Source organism: Streptomyces hirsutus, from assembly GCF_001418415.1.
Taxonomy (GTDB): Bacteria; Actinomycetota; Actinomycetes; order Streptomycetales; family Streptomycetaceae; genus Streptomyces; species Streptomyces hirsutus.
On record NZ_LIQT01000152.1, the window covers coordinates 1 to 16,979 of the forward strand.

Annotated in this window: 19 protein-coding genes; 12 read left to right on the forward strand and 7 right to left on the reverse strand. The window is 72.8% G+C overall.

Annotation, left to right across the window (positions count from 1 at the left end):
• The 4 genes from AOK11_RS43915 to AOK11_RS12055 form a co-directional block, all read left to right on the forward strand.
• Positions 1 to 258 (forward strand): hypothetical protein (locus AOK11_RS43915; protein ID WP_206188820.1); only part of this gene is annotated, 258 nt, incomplete at its 5' end.
• 130 nt (positions 259 to 388) lie between these two features.
• On the forward strand, positions 389 to 1,474 hold the full coding sequence (locus tag AOK11_RS12045; protein ID WP_055593670.1) for a GNAT family N-acetyltransferase: 1,086 nt from the start codon (positions 389 to 391) through the stop codon (positions 1,472 to 1,474).
• A gap of 88 nt (positions 1,475 to 1,562) precedes the next feature.
• Positions 1,563 to 2,129, forward strand: a complete 567-nt coding sequence (locus AOK11_RS12050; RefSeq protein ID WP_107098564.1) for a DUF2269 domain-containing protein — start codon at positions 1,563 to 1,565, stop codon at positions 2,127 to 2,129.
• Positions 2,130 to 2,264: 135 nt separating this feature from the next.
• Positions 2,265 to 2,717 (forward strand): ATP-binding protein, encoded by a 453-nt coding sequence (locus tag AOK11_RS12055; protein WP_055593672.1) that lies wholly within the window; start codon positions 2,265 to 2,267, stop codon positions 2,715 to 2,717.
• 185 nt (positions 2,718 to 2,902) lie between these two features.
• Here the strand turns inward: AOK11_RS12055 and AOK11_RS12060 are convergent, their stop codons facing one another.
• From AOK11_RS12060 to AOK11_RS12070, 3 genes are all read right to left on the reverse strand, one after another.
• Positions 2,903 to 5,302, reverse strand: a complete 2,400-nt coding sequence (locus tag AOK11_RS12060) for an ATP-binding cassette domain-containing protein (protein WP_055593686.1) — start codon at positions 5,300 to 5,302, stop codon at positions 2,903 to 2,905.
• A 95-nt stretch (positions 5,303 to 5,397) separates the two neighbouring features.
• A complete protein-coding gene (locus AOK11_RS12065) occupies positions 5,398 to 5,811 on the reverse strand; it encodes a VOC family protein (protein WP_055593687.1) in 414 nt (137 codons plus the stop codon).
• Between the two features lie 5 nt (positions 5,812 to 5,816).
• Positions 5,817 to 6,266: a helix-turn-helix transcriptional regulator gene (locus AOK11_RS12070; protein WP_055593673.1), complete on the reverse strand. Its 450-nt coding sequence runs from the start codon at positions 6,264 to 6,266 to the stop codon at positions 5,817 to 5,819.
• A gap of 183 nt (positions 6,267 to 6,449) precedes the next feature.
• Between AOK11_RS12070 and msrA the strand changes: the two genes are divergently transcribed.
• Entirely contained in the window at positions 6,450 to 6,962 is a 513-nt protein-coding gene (gene msrA / locus AOK11_RS12075) for a peptide-methionine (S)-S-oxide reductase MsrA (RefSeq protein WP_055593674.1), read from the forward strand.
• A gap of 48 nt (positions 6,963 to 7,010) precedes the next feature.
• Here the strand turns inward: msrA and AOK11_RS46730 are convergent, their stop codons facing one another.
• Positions 7,011 to 7,316, reverse strand: a complete 306-nt coding sequence (locus tag AOK11_RS46730; protein ID WP_055593675.1) for a hypothetical protein — start codon at positions 7,314 to 7,316, stop codon at positions 7,011 to 7,013.
• A 120-nt stretch (positions 7,317 to 7,436) separates the two neighbouring features.
• Complete coding sequence (locus AOK11_RS12085; protein ID WP_055593676.1) at positions 7,437 to 7,910, reverse strand: carboxymuconolactone decarboxylase family protein; 474 nt, start codon at positions 7,908 to 7,910, stop codon at positions 7,437 to 7,439.
• 209 nt (positions 7,911 to 8,119) lie between these two features.
• Here AOK11_RS12085 and AOK11_RS12090 point away from each other — a divergent pair, with 209 nt between their 5' ends.
• A complete protein-coding gene (locus tag AOK11_RS12090; RefSeq protein ID WP_055593677.1) occupies positions 8,120 to 8,308 on the forward strand; it encodes a hypothetical protein in 189 nt (62 codons plus the stop codon).
• A 63-nt stretch (positions 8,309 to 8,371) separates the two neighbouring features.
• The gene (locus AOK11_RS12095; RefSeq protein ID WP_055593678.1) at positions 8,372 to 8,596 is read left to right on the forward strand and encodes a hypothetical protein; all 225 of its coding nucleotides are present in this window, start codon (positions 8,372 to 8,374) and stop codon (positions 8,594 to 8,596) included.
• A 30-nt stretch (positions 8,597 to 8,626) separates the two neighbouring features.
• On the opposite strand, the gene AOK11_RS12100 is transcribed toward AOK11_RS12095, so the two are convergent.
• The gene (locus tag AOK11_RS12100; protein ID WP_055593679.1) at positions 8,627 to 9,118 is read right to left on the reverse strand and encodes a DUF5949 family protein; all 492 of its coding nucleotides are present in this window, start codon (positions 9,116 to 9,118) and stop codon (positions 8,627 to 8,629) included.
• 297 nt (positions 9,119 to 9,415) lie between these two features.
• On the opposite strand from AOK11_RS12100, the gene AOK11_RS12105 reads away from it, so the two are divergent.
• Genes AOK11_RS12105 through AOK11_RS12115 form a run of 3 tightly spaced genes read left to right on the forward strand, consistent with a single transcriptional unit; the run spans position 9,416 to position 13,327 of the window.
• A complete protein-coding gene (locus AOK11_RS12105; RefSeq protein ID WP_055593680.1) occupies positions 9,416 to 10,270 on the forward strand; it encodes an ABC transporter ATP-binding protein in 855 nt (284 codons plus the stop codon).
• A complete protein-coding gene (locus AOK11_RS12110; protein WP_055593681.1) occupies positions 10,267 to 11,244 on the forward strand; it encodes an ABC transporter substrate-binding protein in 978 nt (325 codons plus the stop codon). Before AOK11_RS12105 ends, AOK11_RS12110 begins: the two co-directional genes overlap by 4 nt.
• 4 nt (positions 11,245 to 11,248) lie before the next feature.
• Positions 11,249 to 13,327, forward strand: a complete 2,079-nt coding sequence (locus AOK11_RS12115; RefSeq protein ID WP_055593682.1) for an iron ABC transporter permease — start codon at positions 11,249 to 11,251, stop codon at positions 13,325 to 13,327.
• Between the two features lie 69 nt (positions 13,328 to 13,396).
• Here the strand turns inward: AOK11_RS12115 and AOK11_RS12120 are convergent, their stop codons facing one another.
• Positions 13,397 to 13,849, reverse strand: a complete 453-nt coding sequence (locus AOK11_RS12120) for a phospholipase (RefSeq protein ID WP_055593683.1) — start codon at positions 13,847 to 13,849, stop codon at positions 13,397 to 13,399.
• A gap of 306 nt (positions 13,850 to 14,155) precedes the next feature.
• Here AOK11_RS12120 and AOK11_RS12125 point away from each other — a divergent pair, with 306 nt between their 5' ends.
• Both AOK11_RS12125 and AOK11_RS12130 read left to right on the forward strand, forming a co-directional pair.
• Positions 14,156 to 15,619 (forward strand): hypothetical protein, encoded by a 1,464-nt coding sequence (locus tag AOK11_RS12125; protein ID WP_055593684.1) that lies wholly within the window; start codon positions 14,156 to 14,158, stop codon positions 15,617 to 15,619.
• A 100-nt stretch (positions 15,620 to 15,719) separates the two neighbouring features.
• Positions 15,720 to 16,979, forward strand: a 1,260-nt coding sequence (locus AOK11_RS12130; RefSeq protein ID WP_055593685.1) for an AAA family ATPase, incomplete at its 3' end; no start/stop codon positions are given.

The window sequence follows — 16,979 nt, forward strand, 5'->3', positions numbered from 1 at the left end:
CCGGACGCCCCCGACCCCCAGCGCGCGGGAAAGCCCTCTCCCGGTATCCCGGACTCCGCACTGCACCTCCGCCTCGCCCGCTCACCGAGGACCGCCGGAGCGGCCGGGGCGGCACCGCACACGGCGACGGACGCCCAGGCGAACGCGGTTCCCCCGGAGCGGGCCGCCCGTGGCGCGCACCCGTCAGGCAGCCCACAAGGCGCGGAGCCGGCACTCCCGGCCCACGACGCCAGCGCCCTGCAGACGTTCCGCTGCTGAACCACGGCAGTACCGCCCGAGGCCTGCACCACGCGGCCCGAGCACTGCCCGGCGACCCCGCGCCCCGCACGGCACCGCAGCAGACAGGCCCTCGTGCGTCCCGGCACCCGTGACGACACAGGAGACCCGCATGCCCCGAAAGCACCTTCTCGTTCTGCGGCCGGACGAACTCGGCCCCGGCGAGCACAAGACATGGAGACACCTGCGCGGCGAGTCCGGCGCACCGGAGAACCCTTTCCTCGACCCGGCATTCGCCACGGCCGTCGGGCACGACAGGCCCGGTGCCAGGGTCGCCGTACTCCACGAGGACGGCACCACCGTCGGCTTCTTCCCGTACGAGAAGGGGCCGTTGGGGCAGGGCCGGGCCATCGGGCTCGGGGTGTCGGACAGCCAGGGGGCCGTCCTGCACCCGGGCATCCGGGTCGACCCACGCCGGCTCCTGGCCGCCTGCGGGCTCTCCTCGTGGGAGTTCGACAACCTGGAGGCCGGTCAGCACCTCTTCGTACCGCACGCCACCGAGCGACTCGTCAGCCCGGTCGTCGACATCGGCGAGGGCTTCGCGTCCTACACCGGACTTCTGCGGGCGAACGCGCCGGGCTTCCTCAAGCAGACCCTCGCCAAGGAACGCAGACTCGCCCGTCAGATCGGAGAGGTGCGGTTCGTGTACGACGCGCGGGACCCGGACGCGTTACGGGCGCTGATGCGCTGGAAGTCCGCGCAGTACCGGCGCACCGGGCGCCGGGACCGGTTCGCGCAGCCGTGGATCACCGCTCTGGTGGAGCGGCTCGCGAGTGGCGACGACCCCGAATGCCGTGGACTGCTCTCCGTGCTGTACGCCGCCGGCCGCCCCGTGGCCGCCCACTTCGGGCTGCGCTCGCCCACGGTCCTCTCCTGGTGGTTCCCGGCGTACGACCGCGACTACGGCAAGTACTCACCCGGGCTGGTGCTGCACCTGCGGATGCTGGAGGCCGCGGCGGCCGACGGGATCCGCATGGTCGACCTGGGCAGCGGGCCGGCCCGCTACAAGGACTCGCTGAAGACCCGTGAACTGCCCGTCTACGAAGGCGCCGTGGTACGCCCGGGGCCGGGCGGGGCCGCGTACCGCCTGAGCCGCGAACCGGCGCGGGCCGCCCGCCGCTTCGTCCGCGACCGCCCCCGGCTGGCCGGTGCGGCGAGGCACGCGCTGGAGGAGGTGGGCCGGCTGCGCGACCGGTGAGGGGCTTTTCGCGTACGCCGAGGCCAGTACCCGGGGTTACTCCCGCTGCGGGACGCCCCGGACGTCCGGGCCCGGCACCGTGGGGCAGGTGAAACTCAGCCGCCCCGCACGCCGGGCCCTCCTCGTCGTCCATGTCGTCTCCTCCGCGAGCTGGCTCGGGCTCACCCTCGGGCTGCTCGCGCTCGGTGTCACCGCCGCCACCACCGATTCCGAGGCCGCCGTGGAGGCGTCCGTCCGCGCCATGAAGCTCTTCGCCGACCGGCTCATGGTTCCGCTCGCCCTGCTCACCCTGACCAGCGGGCTGGTGCTGTCCCTGGGCACCCCGTGGGGACTGGCGAGGCACCGGTGGGTGTACACGAAGTTCTGGCTGACCCTGGCGACGACCACGGCGACGGTCTTCGCGCTGCGGCCGGGAGTGAACGCGGCGGTGACCGCCGTGGCCGGGGGGAGCCCCCTGCCCGACGCGGGCGATGTCCTCTTCGGTCCGGTCGTGTCCCTGTCCGCCTACGTCTTCATGACGGCGATCTCGATCCTCAAACCCTGGGGCCCGACCCGCAGGGGCCGCCGTCTGCGCGCCGGGGCCCGCGCCCCGAAAGCGGCAGAACCGGTGGGTGCCCCGGCGCCGGGCGCCCACCGCCCTGTCGGAGGCGCCTGACACAATTCGACGCACCCGGCGTGTTTCCCGGCACGGAAGGCAGGCACCCGCTCCGGGCACCCTCGTGGGTCGGGGGAATGCGGCCGGAGATCACGGGTAGGCGCGCAGTGTGATCGGTGAGTGAAGGCGGATTGGATGGAAGCAGTTCCTGCCGGCGAAGGGGATCCGGCGTCCGGCATACCGCGGCGGGCGTCCTATGTCCTGGACGGTGACGGCGCGTGGATAGCGGAGGCCCGGCGGCTGGCCGCCGCGTTCCTGACGCGGGCTCAGGCGGAGGACGCGCTGCCCGTGTCGGCCCGCGCGATGGAGGTCACCCAGCTCGTGGTGAGCGAGCTGGTCACCAACGCCCGCAAGTACGCTCCCGGTCCCGTCCGGCTGGACCTGCGCATCGCCGGAGACGCCCTCGAGGTGATGGTCCGGGACGGCAGCACCGCGCTGCCCGTGGCCGGGGCCGCGAACCCGGACCGCGTGGGCCGGCACGGCCTGGAGATCGTGCTGGCCGTCGCCCGCGGGGTGGACGTGCAGCCCGAGCCGACCGGCAAACGCATCACGGCCCTGATCTCCCTCACGGAGACCGGCGGCCGGTGACGGCCGGTCGCGCCGTACGGCTCCGCATCGCACCCCCTGCTTCCGCTTTCCCGCTTTCGGGTCCCCGTTTCTCACGCTCCTGCGTCCGGGCCCGGCGGGTGCCCGGAACCCCCGGCGACCGGACGGCGCGCGGCGGCTGCCCGGCCCGGGGCGCCGGGCAGGAGCCCGGCGCCCCGGGCGAGATCTCAGGCGCCGACGTAGGACGCGAGGTGCTCGGCGGTGAGGGTGGAGCGGGCGGCGACCAGGTCGGCGGGGGTGCCCTCGAAGACGATGTGACCGCCGTCGTGCCCGGCGCCCGGCCCGAGGTCGATGATCCAGTCGGCGTGCGCCATGACCGCCTGGTGATGCTCGACGACGATCACCGACTTGCCGGAGTCGACCAGCCGGTCGAGCAGACCCAGCAGCTGCTCGACGTCGGCGAGGTGCAGACCGGTGGTCGGCTCGTCGAGGACGTAGACGCCGCCCTTCTCCGCCATGTGCACGGCCAGCTTGAGCCGCTGCCGCTCGCCGCCGGACAGCGTGTTCAGGGGCTGGCCGAGAGTGAGGTAGCCGAGGCCCACGTCGGCGAGCCGGCCGAGGATACGGTGCGCCGCCGGAGTGCGCGCCTCACCGGCGCCGAAGAACTCCTCCGCCTCGGCCACCGACATCGCGAGCACCTCGCTGATGTCCCGGCCGCCGAAGCGGTACTCCAGCACCGACGCCTGGAACCGCTTGCCCTCGCACTCCTCGCAGGTGCCGGCCACCCCGGCCATCATCGCCAGATCGGTGAAGACGACGCCGACGCCGTTGCAGGTGGGGCAGGCACCTTCGGAATTGGCACTGAACAGCGCCGGCTTGACGCCGTTGGCCTTGGCGAACGCCTTGCGGATCGGGTCCAGCAGCCCGGTGTACGTCGCCGGGTTGCTCCGCCGCGAGCCGCGGATCGGGCTCTGGTCCACCGACACCACACCCTCGCCACCGGCCCCCGACCACTTGACCAGCGACCCGTGCACCAGCGAACTCTTGCCGGAACCGGCGACACCGGTGACGACCGTGAGCACGCCGAGCGGGATGTCGACGTCGACATCGCGCAGGTTGTGCGTCGTCGCCCCGCGGATCTCCAGCGCCTCGGAGGACTTGCGCACCGACTCCTTGAGCGTCGCCCGGTCATCGAAATGACGGCCTGTGACGGTGTCGCCGCGCCGCAGCCCCTCGACGGTCCCCTCGAAGCAGACGGTGCCGCCCGCCGTCCCGGCACCGGGGCCGAGGTCGACGACATGGTCGGCGATCGCGATCGTCTCCGGCTTGTGCTCCACGACCAGCACCGTGTTGCCCTTGTCCCGCAGCCGCAGCAGCAGGTCGTTCATCCGCTGGATGTCATGGGGGTGCAGGCCGATGGTGGGCTCGTCGAAGACGTACGTGATGTCGGTGAGCGGGGAGCCGAGGTGGCGGATCATCTTGACGCGCTGCGCCTCACCGCCCGACAGCGTGCCCGACGGCCGCTCCAGCGCGAGGTAGCCGAGCCCGATCTCCACGAACGAGTCGAGGGTGCCGCCCAGCGAGGTGAGCAGCGGCGCCACCGAGGGCTCGGACAGGCCGCGGACCCACTCGGCCAGGTCCCGGATCTCCATCGCACAGGCGTCGGCGATGCTGATGCCCTTGATCTTCGACGACCGGGCCCCCTCGCTCAGCCGGGTGCCGTCGCACTCGGAGCAGGTGGTGAAGGTGACCGCCCGTTCCACGAACGCCCGGATGTGCGGCTGCATCGACTCCTTGTCCTTCGACAGGAACGATTTCTGGATCTTGGGAATCAGTCCCTCGTAGGTGAGACCGACGCCGTCGACCTTCACCTTGACCGGCTCCCGGTACAGGAAGTCCCGCATCTCCTGCTCGGTGAACTCCCGGATCGGCTTGTCCGGGTCGACGAAGCCCGACTCGGCGTAGACCCGGACGGTCCAGAAGCTGTCCGACTTCCAGCCGGGAATGGTGAACGCGCCCTCGGCCAGCGACTTGGAGTCGTCGTAGAGCTGGGTGAGGTCGATGTCGGAGACGGTGCCCCGGCCCTCGCAGCGCGTACACATCCCGCCGGTGCGCTCGTAGGTCGCCTTCACCGCCTTCTTGTTGCCGCGTTCGACGGTGATCGCCCCGCTCGCCCGGACCGAGGCGGTGTTGAAGGAGAACGCGCCGGGCGGACCGATGTGCGGAGTGCCGAGCCGGCTGAAGAGGATGCGCAGCATCGCGTGGACGTCGGTGACGGTGCCGACCGTGGACCGCGGGTCGGAACCCATCCGCTGCTGGTCGACGACGATCGCGGTGGTCAGCCCTTCGAGGACGTCGACGTCGGGCCGCGCCGGGGTCGGCATGAAGCCCTGCACGAAGGCGCTGTACGTCTCGTTGATCAGCCGCTGCGACTCCGCCGCGATGGTGTCGAACACCAGCGAGCTCTTGCCCGAACCGGAGACGCCGGTGAACACCGTCAGCCGGCGCTTGGGGATCTCGACGCTGACGTCCTTGAGGTTGTTCACGCGAGCGCCGTGCACGCTGATCAGTTCGTGCCTGTCGGCGCCGTGCGATGCGGGCGACTGCGTCCTCGTTCTCGTGGTCATGCCGGTGGTGCCGTCCTCTCGTGTACGGTCCGTGGTCCTGGTGCCGGCCGGGGGCGTCCCGGAGCCCCCGGCCGGCAGCGCGGCCGGGGTACGGCTCAACGCAGTTCCTGAATGCGGATCAGGTTGCCCGAAGGGTCGCGGAAGGCGCAGTCGCGCACACCGTACGGTTGCTCGGTCGGTTCCTGGACGACCTCGGCGCTGTCGGATGCCTGCAGTTTCGCGAACGTGCCGTCGAGATCGTCGGTGGCCAGGAGCAGGCCCGCGTAGGTGCCCTTGGCCATCATCTCGGTGATCATGCGGCGTTCGTCGTCGGTGACCCCGGGATCGGCGGCCGGCGGGGTCAGCACGATGGACGTGCCGGGCCGGCCGACGGGACCGACGGTGATCCAGCGCATGCCGCCGTATCCGACGTCCTTGCGCACCTCGAAGCCGAGGGTGTCGCGGTAGAAGGCCAGGGAGGCCTCGGGGTCGTCGTGCGGGAGGAAACTCGCGTGAATGCTGATGTCCATGGACGTCACGCTAGAGCTGTCCGCGCCCCGGGCGCTTCTTGATTCCTGACCGGTCTGGTCACCTGCTTCGCCACACACGCCGGCATCCCCTCCGTCGCGTCGGCCGCCAGGCGCCGGTAGGCGCTGGGCGGCATGCCGACGAGTTCGGTGAAGCGGGTGCTGAACGTGCCCAGTGATGAGCTGCCGACCGCGAAGCAGACCTCGGTCACACTCAGGTCGCCGCGGCGCAGCAACGTCATCGCCCGCTCGATGCGCCGCGTCATCAGATAGCTGTACGGCGACTCGCCGTACGCGGCCCGGAACTCCCGGCTCAGATGCCCGGCCGACATGTGCGCGCCCCGGGCGAGCGCCTCGACGTCCAGCGGCTGCGCGTACTCCCGGTCGATCCGGTCACGGACCCGGCGCAGCCGTGCGAGATCGCGCAGCCGCTGTGCCGAGGAGGGGGAGCCGGTCATACGCGAAATCGTACACATGTCCGCCGTCCGGCCAGGGCGGATCCGCCGGGGCGGACGGCCGCGGACGGAACAACAGGGCTCCCGGCATGGTTGTGAACGGTGCGCGTACGGCCGCGGCCGTACGGAATCATGAGTGCGCGGCGGACGGGTCCGTCGGAGGACGCGGGAGAAGGGCGAGACGAGATGACGAGGACCGAGGAGAAGGCGCTGCTGGCGGGCGGTTGCTTCTGGGGCATGGAGGAGCTGATCCGCACGTTTCCGGGCGTCCTGAGCACACGCGTCGGCTACAGCGGCGGCGACGTCCCCCACGCCACCTACCGCAACCACGGCACCCACGCCGAATCGATCGAGATCACCTACGACCCGGCGGTCACCGACTACCGCACGATCCTGGAGTACTTCTTCCAGATCCACGACCCGAGCACGAAGAACCGGCAGGGCAACGACATCGGGCTGAGCTACCGCTCCGCCGTCTTCTACTTCGACGACGAGCAGAAGCGCGTCGCCGAGGAGACGATCGCCGACGTCGACGCGTCGGGTCTGTGGCCGGGGCCCGTGGTCACCGAGGTCGCACCGGCCGGCCCGTTCTGGCTGGCCGAGCCCGAGCACCAGGACTACCTCCAGCGGTACCCGGACGGCTACACCTGCCACTTCGTCCGTCCCGGCTGGCGCCTGCCCCGGCGCGCGGAGTCCTGAGCCGCTGAGGTCCCGGCACGTCGGACCGGATGGCACCCACACCATGTCTCACCCCAGGGGGCGCGCACGCGAGGCGGCGCGCCCCCTGGGCGTGGGACACCGCGGCTCCGGGCCGTACCCGGCCCGGAGCCCTGGGGGGCACTCGACGAGCTCGCCCTCGGAGGAGACCTCCCGCATCAGGGAGGAGATCTCCTCGGGCATGGGCGGGACGCTCTCGCGGGTGACGCCCGTGGCCGGGGGCCGGACGAGGCTGACCCGCAGTTCCGGGTCCATGTCCGGGTAGCCGCTGCGGGTGGCAGCCCCGGGTCCCGCGGCGTTGAGAGCCGCGATCGCTCCGATCGCCGGGGTCGTCACTCACCTCTACAGGGCGGGCGAGGAGCCTGTGACACGGCCGCCGCGCCCTCACTGCCGGGAGGGGCGCCGCCCGCTCCGGTCCCGACCGGGCCCGACCGGGCCTGAGCGGGCGGACGCCCGTCAGCCGAACTGGCCGGGCCGGTAGGCGCCGGCGGGCTGCTGGTTGATGACGTTGATGCGGTTGTAGGTGTTGATGACTGCGATGAGGGAAACGAGCGCGACGAGCTGGTCCTCGTCGTAGTGCTTGGCCGCGTCGGCCCACGCCTCGTCGGTGACGCCGCCGGCGGCGTCGGCGATACGGGTGCCCTGTTCGGCGAGTTCGAGTGCGGCGCGTTCGGCCTCGGTGAAGACGGTGGCCTCGCGCCAGGCGGCGACGAGGTGGAGGCGCTGGGCGGTCTCGCCGGCGTGGGCGGCGTCCTTGGTGTGCATGTCGGTGCAGAAGCCGCAGCCGTTGATCTGGCTGGCGCGGATCTTCACCAGTTCCTGAGTGGCGTGCGGCAGACCCGACTCGGACGCCGCCTTGCCCGCCGAGTTGATGTGCCTCAGCACCTTGGCGCCGAGTGCGTTGCCGAAGAAGTCGAGACGGGCATCCATGGTGATCTCCTGGGTCGCGATTGCGGTTACGTACTCCTGACGGGACAGCCCGCCGAAGTGTGACAGGACGTGGGGTGTGACGTACGTCTCCCTTCCGGAGGAGGCCCGTGAAAAGTCGGAGGAGGCCCGTGAGGAGGGGGTCGGCGGGGGTGCGGCGGGCCCGCGGAGGTGTCGTCAGGGAAGCGGTGGACGAGCGATAGCCTGGCCGCATGCAGGATCACGCCTCCTCACCCGCCGGGAGCGGCACCGCCCCGCCGCGTGCCCTGGGCGCGCTCGGCGGCCCGGTGCGGCTCGGCACCGTCCGGGTGCTCTCCGGCGCCGGGTTCCCGGGGGTGCGGTCCGCACCGCTTTCGACGGCCGTCGCCGGGCATGCACCCGAGACCCGTGACGAGAACTGACACCCGGCCCGGGTACGGGAACAATGAGGGGACTGGAAGCCCGGACGGGGGAGCGGAGCGTCGGTGAGCGAGCGTCAGGAATGCGACTGGACGGACATGACGCCAGGAGATTTCGACCGGGACGCTCCCCTGTGCCTGAACGTGGGCACCGGACCCGTCGTGGTCCCGGCGGAACCCGACGAATACGGCACGGTGCCCCTGTTCGGCGAGGAGGCGCCGGCCCGACGCCCCGGCCCGCGCCGGCCCGCGCGCGGCGGCACGCCCGCCGAGCAGGAGCACCTGTTCTGATCCGGCCCGGGGCGCCGCCGTCGGCGGTCATCAGCCGGTGGGCAGGGTGCGGGCGGGCAGCAGAACGTGGGCGGCGGACCGCAGGGTGTCCTGGTCCGAGGTGAACGCGTCCAGGGTCGCGAGGTCGCCGGGCTCGGCACCGGACGGCCAGGGCCGGGTCGTGAAGACGAGGTAGACGTGCCCGCGTTCACCGACGGCGTCGGCCCACTTCGGTGGGGGGACGAACTGGGCGTCGAAGCCCGGCAAAGTGAGCGACGCCGCGCCCGGCACGACGACGACACCGGACGGGCCGGTCTCCTCGGAGGCGTCGACGAGGCGGCCCGCGGGAGACAGACCCGCGCCGCGCAGCAGGTGCCGCGCGGCGTCCGCGGTGGCGTCCGGGCCGCTCGCCCCGTTCCCCAGGGAGCAGGCGAGGAGGAAGGGGATGCCGCCGTCGGGTGTTTCCCCGCGCCAGGCCATGACGACGACGGAACCCAGGTCGGCGGAGTTCCATGGCTGCGCTGCGGTGGAGGTCGTGGACACCGCGGAACCGTATCGGCGCGGCGGTCCTCATCCGGTCGGCCGTCACCCGTCCGGGCGATACCCGTAGCTGCTTTCCACACGTACGAGGGATGAACGGCCTTACAGGGCGGCCGTGTTCGGGGTTCCGGAGCGCGAAGCCCGGCGGGCCGGGGGCGCTCCGGACGTGACGACATGACGACATGGCGGGTCACGAGTACGGGCGCGGCCGCGGACTCCGCCGCGGTCCGGTGGCCGCAACCGGCTTTGTCGCAGGTCACCACTGAATAACGCGAACTAAGGGTAGGCTAACCTTGCAACGTGAAACCTGGTGAAGAGGCGTTCTCCGGCCCGCGTGGCCATGAACTGGCGGCTACCGATGTGACCGTGGCGTACGACGGCGTGGACGTCGTCCACGCCGCGGAGTTGACCCTGCGTCCGGGCGAAGTGACGGCACTGGTCGGTCCCAACGGCAGCGGCAAGTCGACCCTGTTGCGCACCGTCGCGCGGCTCCAGTCGCCCCGCCGGGCCACGCTCACGATCGACGCCGACACCGACGGCCTGGCCCTCGGCCCTCGCGAGTTCTCCCGCCGTGTGGCCCTGCTGCTGCAGGGACGGCCCACGCCCAGCGGTCTGAGCGTGCGCGACGTCGTCGAGTTCGGCCGCTACCCCCACCGGGGCCGCTGGGGCGGCGCCGACCCCGGCGGGCGAGCCGCGGTCGACCGCGCCCTCACCATGACGGGCGTCGCCGAGCTCGCCGACCGCGGCGCCGAACACCTCTCCGGCGGACAGCTCCAGCGCGTCTGGCTGGCCGGCTGCCTGGCCCAGGAGACCGGAGTCCTCCTCCTCGACGAACCCACCACCTACCTCGACCTGCGCTACCAGGTCGAACTCCTCGACCTGGTCCGCGATCTGGCGGACGACCACGGCATCGCCGTCGGCGTCGTCCTGCACGACCTCGACCAGGCGGCGGCCGTTGCCGACCGGATCGTGCTGCTCGCCGAAGGGCACGTCGTCGCCGAGGGCACGCCCGAAGAAGTCCTGACCCCGGAACGCCTGACCGAGGTCTACGGCATCCGGATCGAGGTCGGCACCGACCCGCTCACCGGCCGGCTGCGCACCCGCGCGATCGGCCGTCACCACACCCGCACCGAAAGGCTCAGCACCTCCTCATGAGACGCCTTCTGCTCACCACCCCCGTGGCCGCCGCGGCCCTCCTGCTCACCGCCTGCGGAACCACCGAACCCGCCGCCACCGAGGCGAAGGAGTCCGCCGGGACCATCACACTCACCGACGCCTCCGGCACCGAGGTCGAACTCGACGGCCCCGCCAAGAAGGTCGTCGGCACCGAGTGGAACGTCGTCGAGACCCTGATCTCGCTCGGTGTCGACCCCGCCGGCGTCGCCGACGTCAAGGGCTACAAGACCTGGAACACCGCCGTTCCGCTCACCAACGAGCCCAAGGACATCGGCACCCGCGGCGAGCCCAGCATGGACACCATCGCCTCGCTGAAGCCCGACCTCATCGTCGCCACCAGCGACCTGCAGCCCAATGCCGTCAAGCAGCTGCGCAAGGTCGCCCCCGTCCTCACGGTCACGTCCGCCGACGCCTCCGGCCAGATGGAGCAGATGCTCGAGAACGTCGACCTCATCGCCGAGGCCACCGGCACCACCGAGCAGGCGGCCACGCTGAAGAAGGACTTCGACGCGAAGCTCGCCGAAGGGGAGAAGGCCCTCGCCGACGCCGGCCTGGACGGCGCCGAGATCGCCTTCGCCGACGGCTACGTCACCTCCAACCAGGTCTCCGTCCGCCCCTACACCTCCGACTCCCTCATCGGCGAGGTCAACGAGCGGCTCGGGCTGAAGAACGCCTGGAAGATGAAGGGCGACGAGGCCTACGGCCTGGCCGCCACCGATGTCGAGGGGCTGACGGACCTGGGCAAGGACGTCCGGTTCGCCTACATCGGCAGCGACGACGACCCCAACAGCGACCCCTTCGGCAACCAGCTCGCCAAGAACTCCGTGTGGAAGTCCCTGCCGTTCGTGAAGGCCGGCGACGTCCACCGGCTGTCCGACGGCATCTGGATGTTCGGCGGTCCCGGCTCGATGGGGGCGTACTCCGACGCCGTCGTCGAGGCGCTGACGAAGTAGCCCGATGGCCGTCACCGCCACCCCCGGCCCCGTCCGTCCGGAGACGGCGCCGGCCGCGGCCGCGTCCCGGACGGGCGCGGCCGTGGTGACCGGGGCCCTCGTGCTCCTGGTCGCCGCCCTCGCAGTCGTCGACATCACCCAGGGCACCGCGGCCGTCGGCCCGGCCGAGGTCCTCAAGGCACTCACCGGCCGCGCCGACCCGGCCGACGCGTCCGTCGTCATCGCCTCACGGCTGCCCCGGATGGCCGCCGGACTGCTGGTGGGCGCCGCACTCGGCACGGCGGGCCTCGCCCTGCAGGCCGTCAGCCGCAACGTCCTGGCCTCCCCGGACACCCTCGCCGTCAACGCGGGCTCCTACCTCGCCCTCGGCCTCGTGGCCGTCACCGGGGTCTCCCTGCCCCTGCTCGCCTCCTCCGGCGTCGCCTTCGCCGGCGGACTCGCGGCGGCGGCCGTCGTCCTGGGGCTGTCCGGGCTCGGGTCCGGAACGGTACGACTGGTGCTCGCCGGCACCGCCCTCGCCCTCGGCCTCACGGCCGTCACCCAGGGCCTGTTGCTGCTGTTCCCGCAGCAGACCGAGGGTCTGTACCAGTGGAACCAGGGCAGCATCGCCCAGAACGGCTTCGACGGTGTGCTCCAGATGCTGCCCGTCGCGGTCGTCGGCCTGGCCGGCCTGCTGCTCGTCGCCCGCCGCGTCGACGCCCTCGCCCTCGGCGACGACACGGCGCGCGGACTGGGCGTCCCGGTGCGGGCGACCAGGGTCACCGCCGTGGTGCTGGCGACGCTGCTCTCCGCGGCGGCCGTCACCCTCGCCGGCCCCATCGGGTTCGTCGGCCTGTGCGCCCCCGCCCTGGTCCGGCCCCTCGCACGCCGGTTCCGCGGCATGCACCGGCTGCGGGCGGGCGTACCCGTCGCCGGACTGGTCGGCGCGGCGCTGGTCCTCGGGGCGGACGTGCTGCTGCGTACGTTCGTGAGTGCGGACGTCTCCGTCGCGGTGCCCACCGGCGTCGTCACCAGCCTCGTCGGCGCGGTGTTCCTGGTCGTCCTGGCGGCCCGGCTCCGCGACACCGCGGGTTCGCCCGCGCCGGACAAGCTGCGGATCCGCAGCCGCGCCGTCTTCGTGGCCACGCTCGCCGTGCTGGCCGTCGCCCTGATCGGCCTGACGATCGCCGCGACCCTCGTCGGCGACAGCATGCTCCTGCTGGGCGACGTGCTCAACTGGGCGCAGGGGCGGGCCGGACGGACCGTCTCCTTCGTCCTCGACACCCGCGTCCCCCGCGTCCTGGCCGCGCTCCTCGCGGGGGCGGCCCTGGCGCTCGCCGGCACGCTGGTGCAGGCCGTCACCCGCAACCCGCTCGCGGAGCCCTCGGTCCTGGGCGTCTCGGGCGGCGGCGCGCTCGGTGCGGTGATCCTCGTGACGACCGTGCCCGTCGCCGGGGCGTGGGGCGTCGCAGGAGCGGCGTTCGCGGGGGCCGCCGTCACCGCGGTCGTCGTCTTCGGGCTCGCGGCGCGCGGAGGCTTCCAGCAGAACCGGCTGGTGCTCGTCGGCGTCGGCGTGGCGGCCGGGACCACAGCCCTGATCAGTCTGCTGATCGTGCTCACCGACCCGTTCAACGCGACGAAGGCCCTCACCTGGCTGTCGGGCTCCACCTACGGCCGGACCATGCCCGACGTCCTGCCGCTGGCCGCCGTCCTCGTCGTCGGTATCGCGGTGGCGGCGGTACGGCACCGGGAACTCGATCTGGTGTCCCTCGACGAGGACACCCCGCGGCTGCTCGGGCTCCGCCTGGCGCGCGGCCGGCTGGGCTTCCTCGCCGTCAGCGTGCTGCTCACCGCCACCGCGGTGGCCGCCGCGGGCACCATCGGCTTCGTGGGCCTGGTCGCCCCGCACGCGGCCCGGGCCCTCGTCGGGCGCCGGCACACCCGGGTCCTCCCGGTCGCGGTGCTGCTCGGCGCCGTACTGGTGTGCGCCGCCGACCTGTTGGGCCGCACCGTGATCGCACCGGCCCAACTGGGCGCCGGCCTCATGACGGCCGTCATCGGCACGCCGTACTTCCTGTACGTGCTCGTGCGCAGCCGGCGGTAACGGAGGAAGCCGGATGCCGCCGGGCCCTCGGGGCACTCGGCGGCATCCGGCCGGTCCGGGAGGGAACGGTCAGCCGAAGGCCCTGACCGCCTGGTAGTACGTCCACGCGGTGCTGTTGCAGGCGGTCTTCGTGGCCCCGGTGTAGCCGGCGCAGACACGCTTGAGGTCTTCGTGGAAGGCGTTGTCGAGGCGTGCCTTGTTGGCGTCGAAGGAGCCGGCCGCCTTGTAGTTGCGGTAACCGAAGTCGTGGCGCGCGCAGGACGTCGCGAAGGGGAAGCCGAACGGGTTGTCGGGGGACGTGGAACAGTAGTCGGTGCTCCAGTCGAAGCCGTAGGCGGACCAGGCGGCCTGGTTGGAGCGCGCGGCGACCCACTGGTTGTAGCTCGACGCGCTGGTCTGCGTCCAGCCGGAGAGGACCTGCGCCTTGTCGGCGGGAGCGGCCTCGGCGGCTGTGGCGGTACCCAGGACACCTACGGCGACGAGAGCCGACGTGGCCAGGGCAGTGGCGAACTTGCGGTGCATCCCACACCTCCACGGGACTGCGGCCCGACCACCGGGCCGCAGGTTCATGACAGAAAGATGCCCGTGTCGTCCACGCCTTCACACCATGGTCGGCTCAACAGACTGTCAACGTTCGGGTCGGGCAGGCGTCGTGATCGCATCCATGGGCCAACTCCAAGGCTGGAGAACGGAGTCCGGACTCGCGGGGTCGACGGGTGGGGCGGAGAATAATCGCTGGGCCCGTGGGGGCGGGGGAGTTATGCTCCTGGTGATGATCACTCACTTCGTTCCGAGAACGGGGGTTCCGTCCGCGCAAGGTGAGCGCTGATGCTCACACCGACCGCGAACGGGGACACCCGTCTTCTTCTCTGGCTGCGCGTGCGGAAGTTCGCCGTGCCGCCCTCCATGATCGAGACCGCGACCGCCCGCCGACGCGTCGGCGACTGGGCGGGGGCCTGCGCCGCCGCGGGCATCGACGTCGACCTGGACCTGCGGTCCCTGGCCCGCACCCATGGCCGGGCCCTCGCGGGCGAAGTCCGGTCCGACCTACGCCACTTGGCGCCCGACCTGCTGCGCTGGCAGTTGCCGCGGATCGCCCCCGACGGGCTGTTGCGTCCCGGCCTGACCGTCGCCCTGGCCCGGTACGGCAGTGGCACCGGTGGTGGCGGTGACGGCCTCCGGGCCGACACCGCCACCGACACCGGGACCGGTCCGGTGTACCTCGTGGTCCGGACTCCGCCCGCCTGGGCGGACGGTGGCCAGCGGTTCGGCCTGGAACTGTGGGACGGCCGCCGGCTCAGAGCCGACGCCCGTCACCATCCGCGCCCGCGCCCGAGCCCGCGCTTCCGCCTCGATCTGCACCGCCACCTGTGGGACGCCCGCCGGAGCGGCGAACTGCGGTCACGCTCCGGGGCGGACCGGCCGGCCGGCGCCAACGACCGGGCGCTACCACCGGATGCACCGGAACTGCTCCCGCCCGGTCATCGCTGCGCCGTCGACCGGTGGCGCGACGAGGCCGCGCTCGTCCTGCGCGACGCGGGGCGCACGACCGGCACGGTCGTCGCGCGGATCGGCAGCGGGCACCGACTGCTCCTGCACCTGGCCGGCGGCGGGGACGACGCCCCGGGGCCGCCCGCCCTCCGGATCTCCTCCGCGCCCGCCGACGGCAGCGCCTCCACCCTGCCCCTCCTGCCCTACGCGGCCACCCACGTGCTCCCCGACCTGGAGTTGCTCCGCACCGGTGCGCTCGACCCCGGTCAGCTGCACCCGCTGGTCGCCTCGGCGCTCGCCCCGGGTTCCGTACCGGAGCCGATGCCCGGACCGGGGCCGGCCGGTTCCCGGCGCGCACCGGACCCGGCGGACGAGCCGCGTCTCGTGGAATGCCGGGGAGAGCGGCACCGCATCGGACCGGTCGACGGGGTGCTGGCCGCGCTGGACCACGACCCGGCCGAGATCGGGCGGGAGGAACTGCTGGCCGCGCTGACCGGCACGCCGCTGCCCTGCCTCCAGGCCATCGACCGGGCACACCGGCGCCCGGACTGCCTCACCGGCGTACGCGAACGCCTGGACCACGGCGACATCACCGGCGCGCTGGCCGTGGTCGAGGGACTGCTGGGTCCCGGCGCGCGCCTGCGTGACGGCCCGTTGCGGGACGAACTCGAGGCGGCCGCCGAGCGGCGGATCGCCTACGGCCTGTACCGGGCGGGGCTCGGCGAGCCCGCGCCGGGCCGGCTCCCGCCCGGCAGCCGTCGCCCTCACGACCACCGCCCCCGTCCCCGCCTCGCCATGTGACGCACCGGTGACACCACCGGGGCCGCTTCTCACGGCGCCCTGCCACCTCGCCCGCACACCCCCGCCCCTGCTCGCTCCTCACACCCACAGGTGATGACATATGCCCACATACAGCCCTTCTGTCTTCCGTCCCGTTCCCCCTCCCGTTTCCGACGCCACCACGACATCTTTCGACCCGCCCCACGCCTCCCGGCTCGACGTCGCCGGTGATCTGCTCGCCCTCCTGAGCGACACCACCACCGAGCCCCGCCCCGACACCCAACTGGAGGCCCTCACGCTGGCCGTGGCCGCCGACCTGCCCGTCCTGCTGTGGGGCGAGCCGGGGATCGGCAAGACCGCGGCCCTCACCCAGCTCGCCACCGCACTGGACCTGCCGCTGACCACCGTGATCGCCAGCGTGCACGAACCGTCCGACTTCTCGGGGTTGCCCGTCGTCGGGGACGACCCGGCCGAACAGGGAGTGCCGATGGCTCCGCCGGACTGGGCCGTGCGCCTGGTGCGGGCGGGCCGCGGACTGCTGTTCCTGGACGAGCTGTCCACCGCTCCTCCGGCCGTGCAGGCCGCCCTGCTGCGCCTGGTGCTGGAACGGCGCATCGGAACCCTTCAACTTCCTTCCGGCGTACGGATCGTGGCCGCCGCCAACCCCCGCGCCTCGGCAGCGGACGGCTGGGAACTCAGCCCGCCCCTGGCCAACCGGTTCGTGCACCTTCAGTGGACCCACGACCACGGGGTCGTCGTCCGCGGCCTCGGCGGGACCTGGCCCCGGGCGACCCTGCCACGTCTCGACCCGGAGAAGCTGCCCGAGGCCGTGGACTTCGCCCGCCGCGCGGTGTGCGGGTTCCTCACCGCCCGCCCTCCGCTGGTGCACCGGCTGCCCGACAACGAGACACGCCGGGGCGGGCCCTGGCCCTCACCGCGCAGCTGGGACATGACCCTGCGCCTGATCGCCTTCGCCACCGCGGCCGGCTCCGCCCGCGACGTACTCTCCCTGCTGGTCAGGGGCGCCGTCGGCGACGGCCCCGGCCTGGAGCTGCTGGCGAGCCTGGACCGGATGGACCTCCCCGACCCCGAGACGCTGCTCGCCGACCCGACGGGCGCCGAACTGCCCGAACGGGGAGACCTGCGCCAGGCCGTGCTCGACGGGGTGGTGGCCGCGGTACGCGCACGCCCGGAGAAGCCCCGCTGGGACGCCGCGTGGGCGCTGCTCGTCCGGGCCGTGGAGACCGGCGCCCCCGACCTCGTGGTCGTCCCCGCCACCACCCTCGCCACCCTGCGCCGCGAGGACTGGGACGTACCGGAGGCGATCGAACGCCTCGCCGGAGTGGTCGCCCTGTCCCGCCGGGCCGACCGGGCGGCGGCC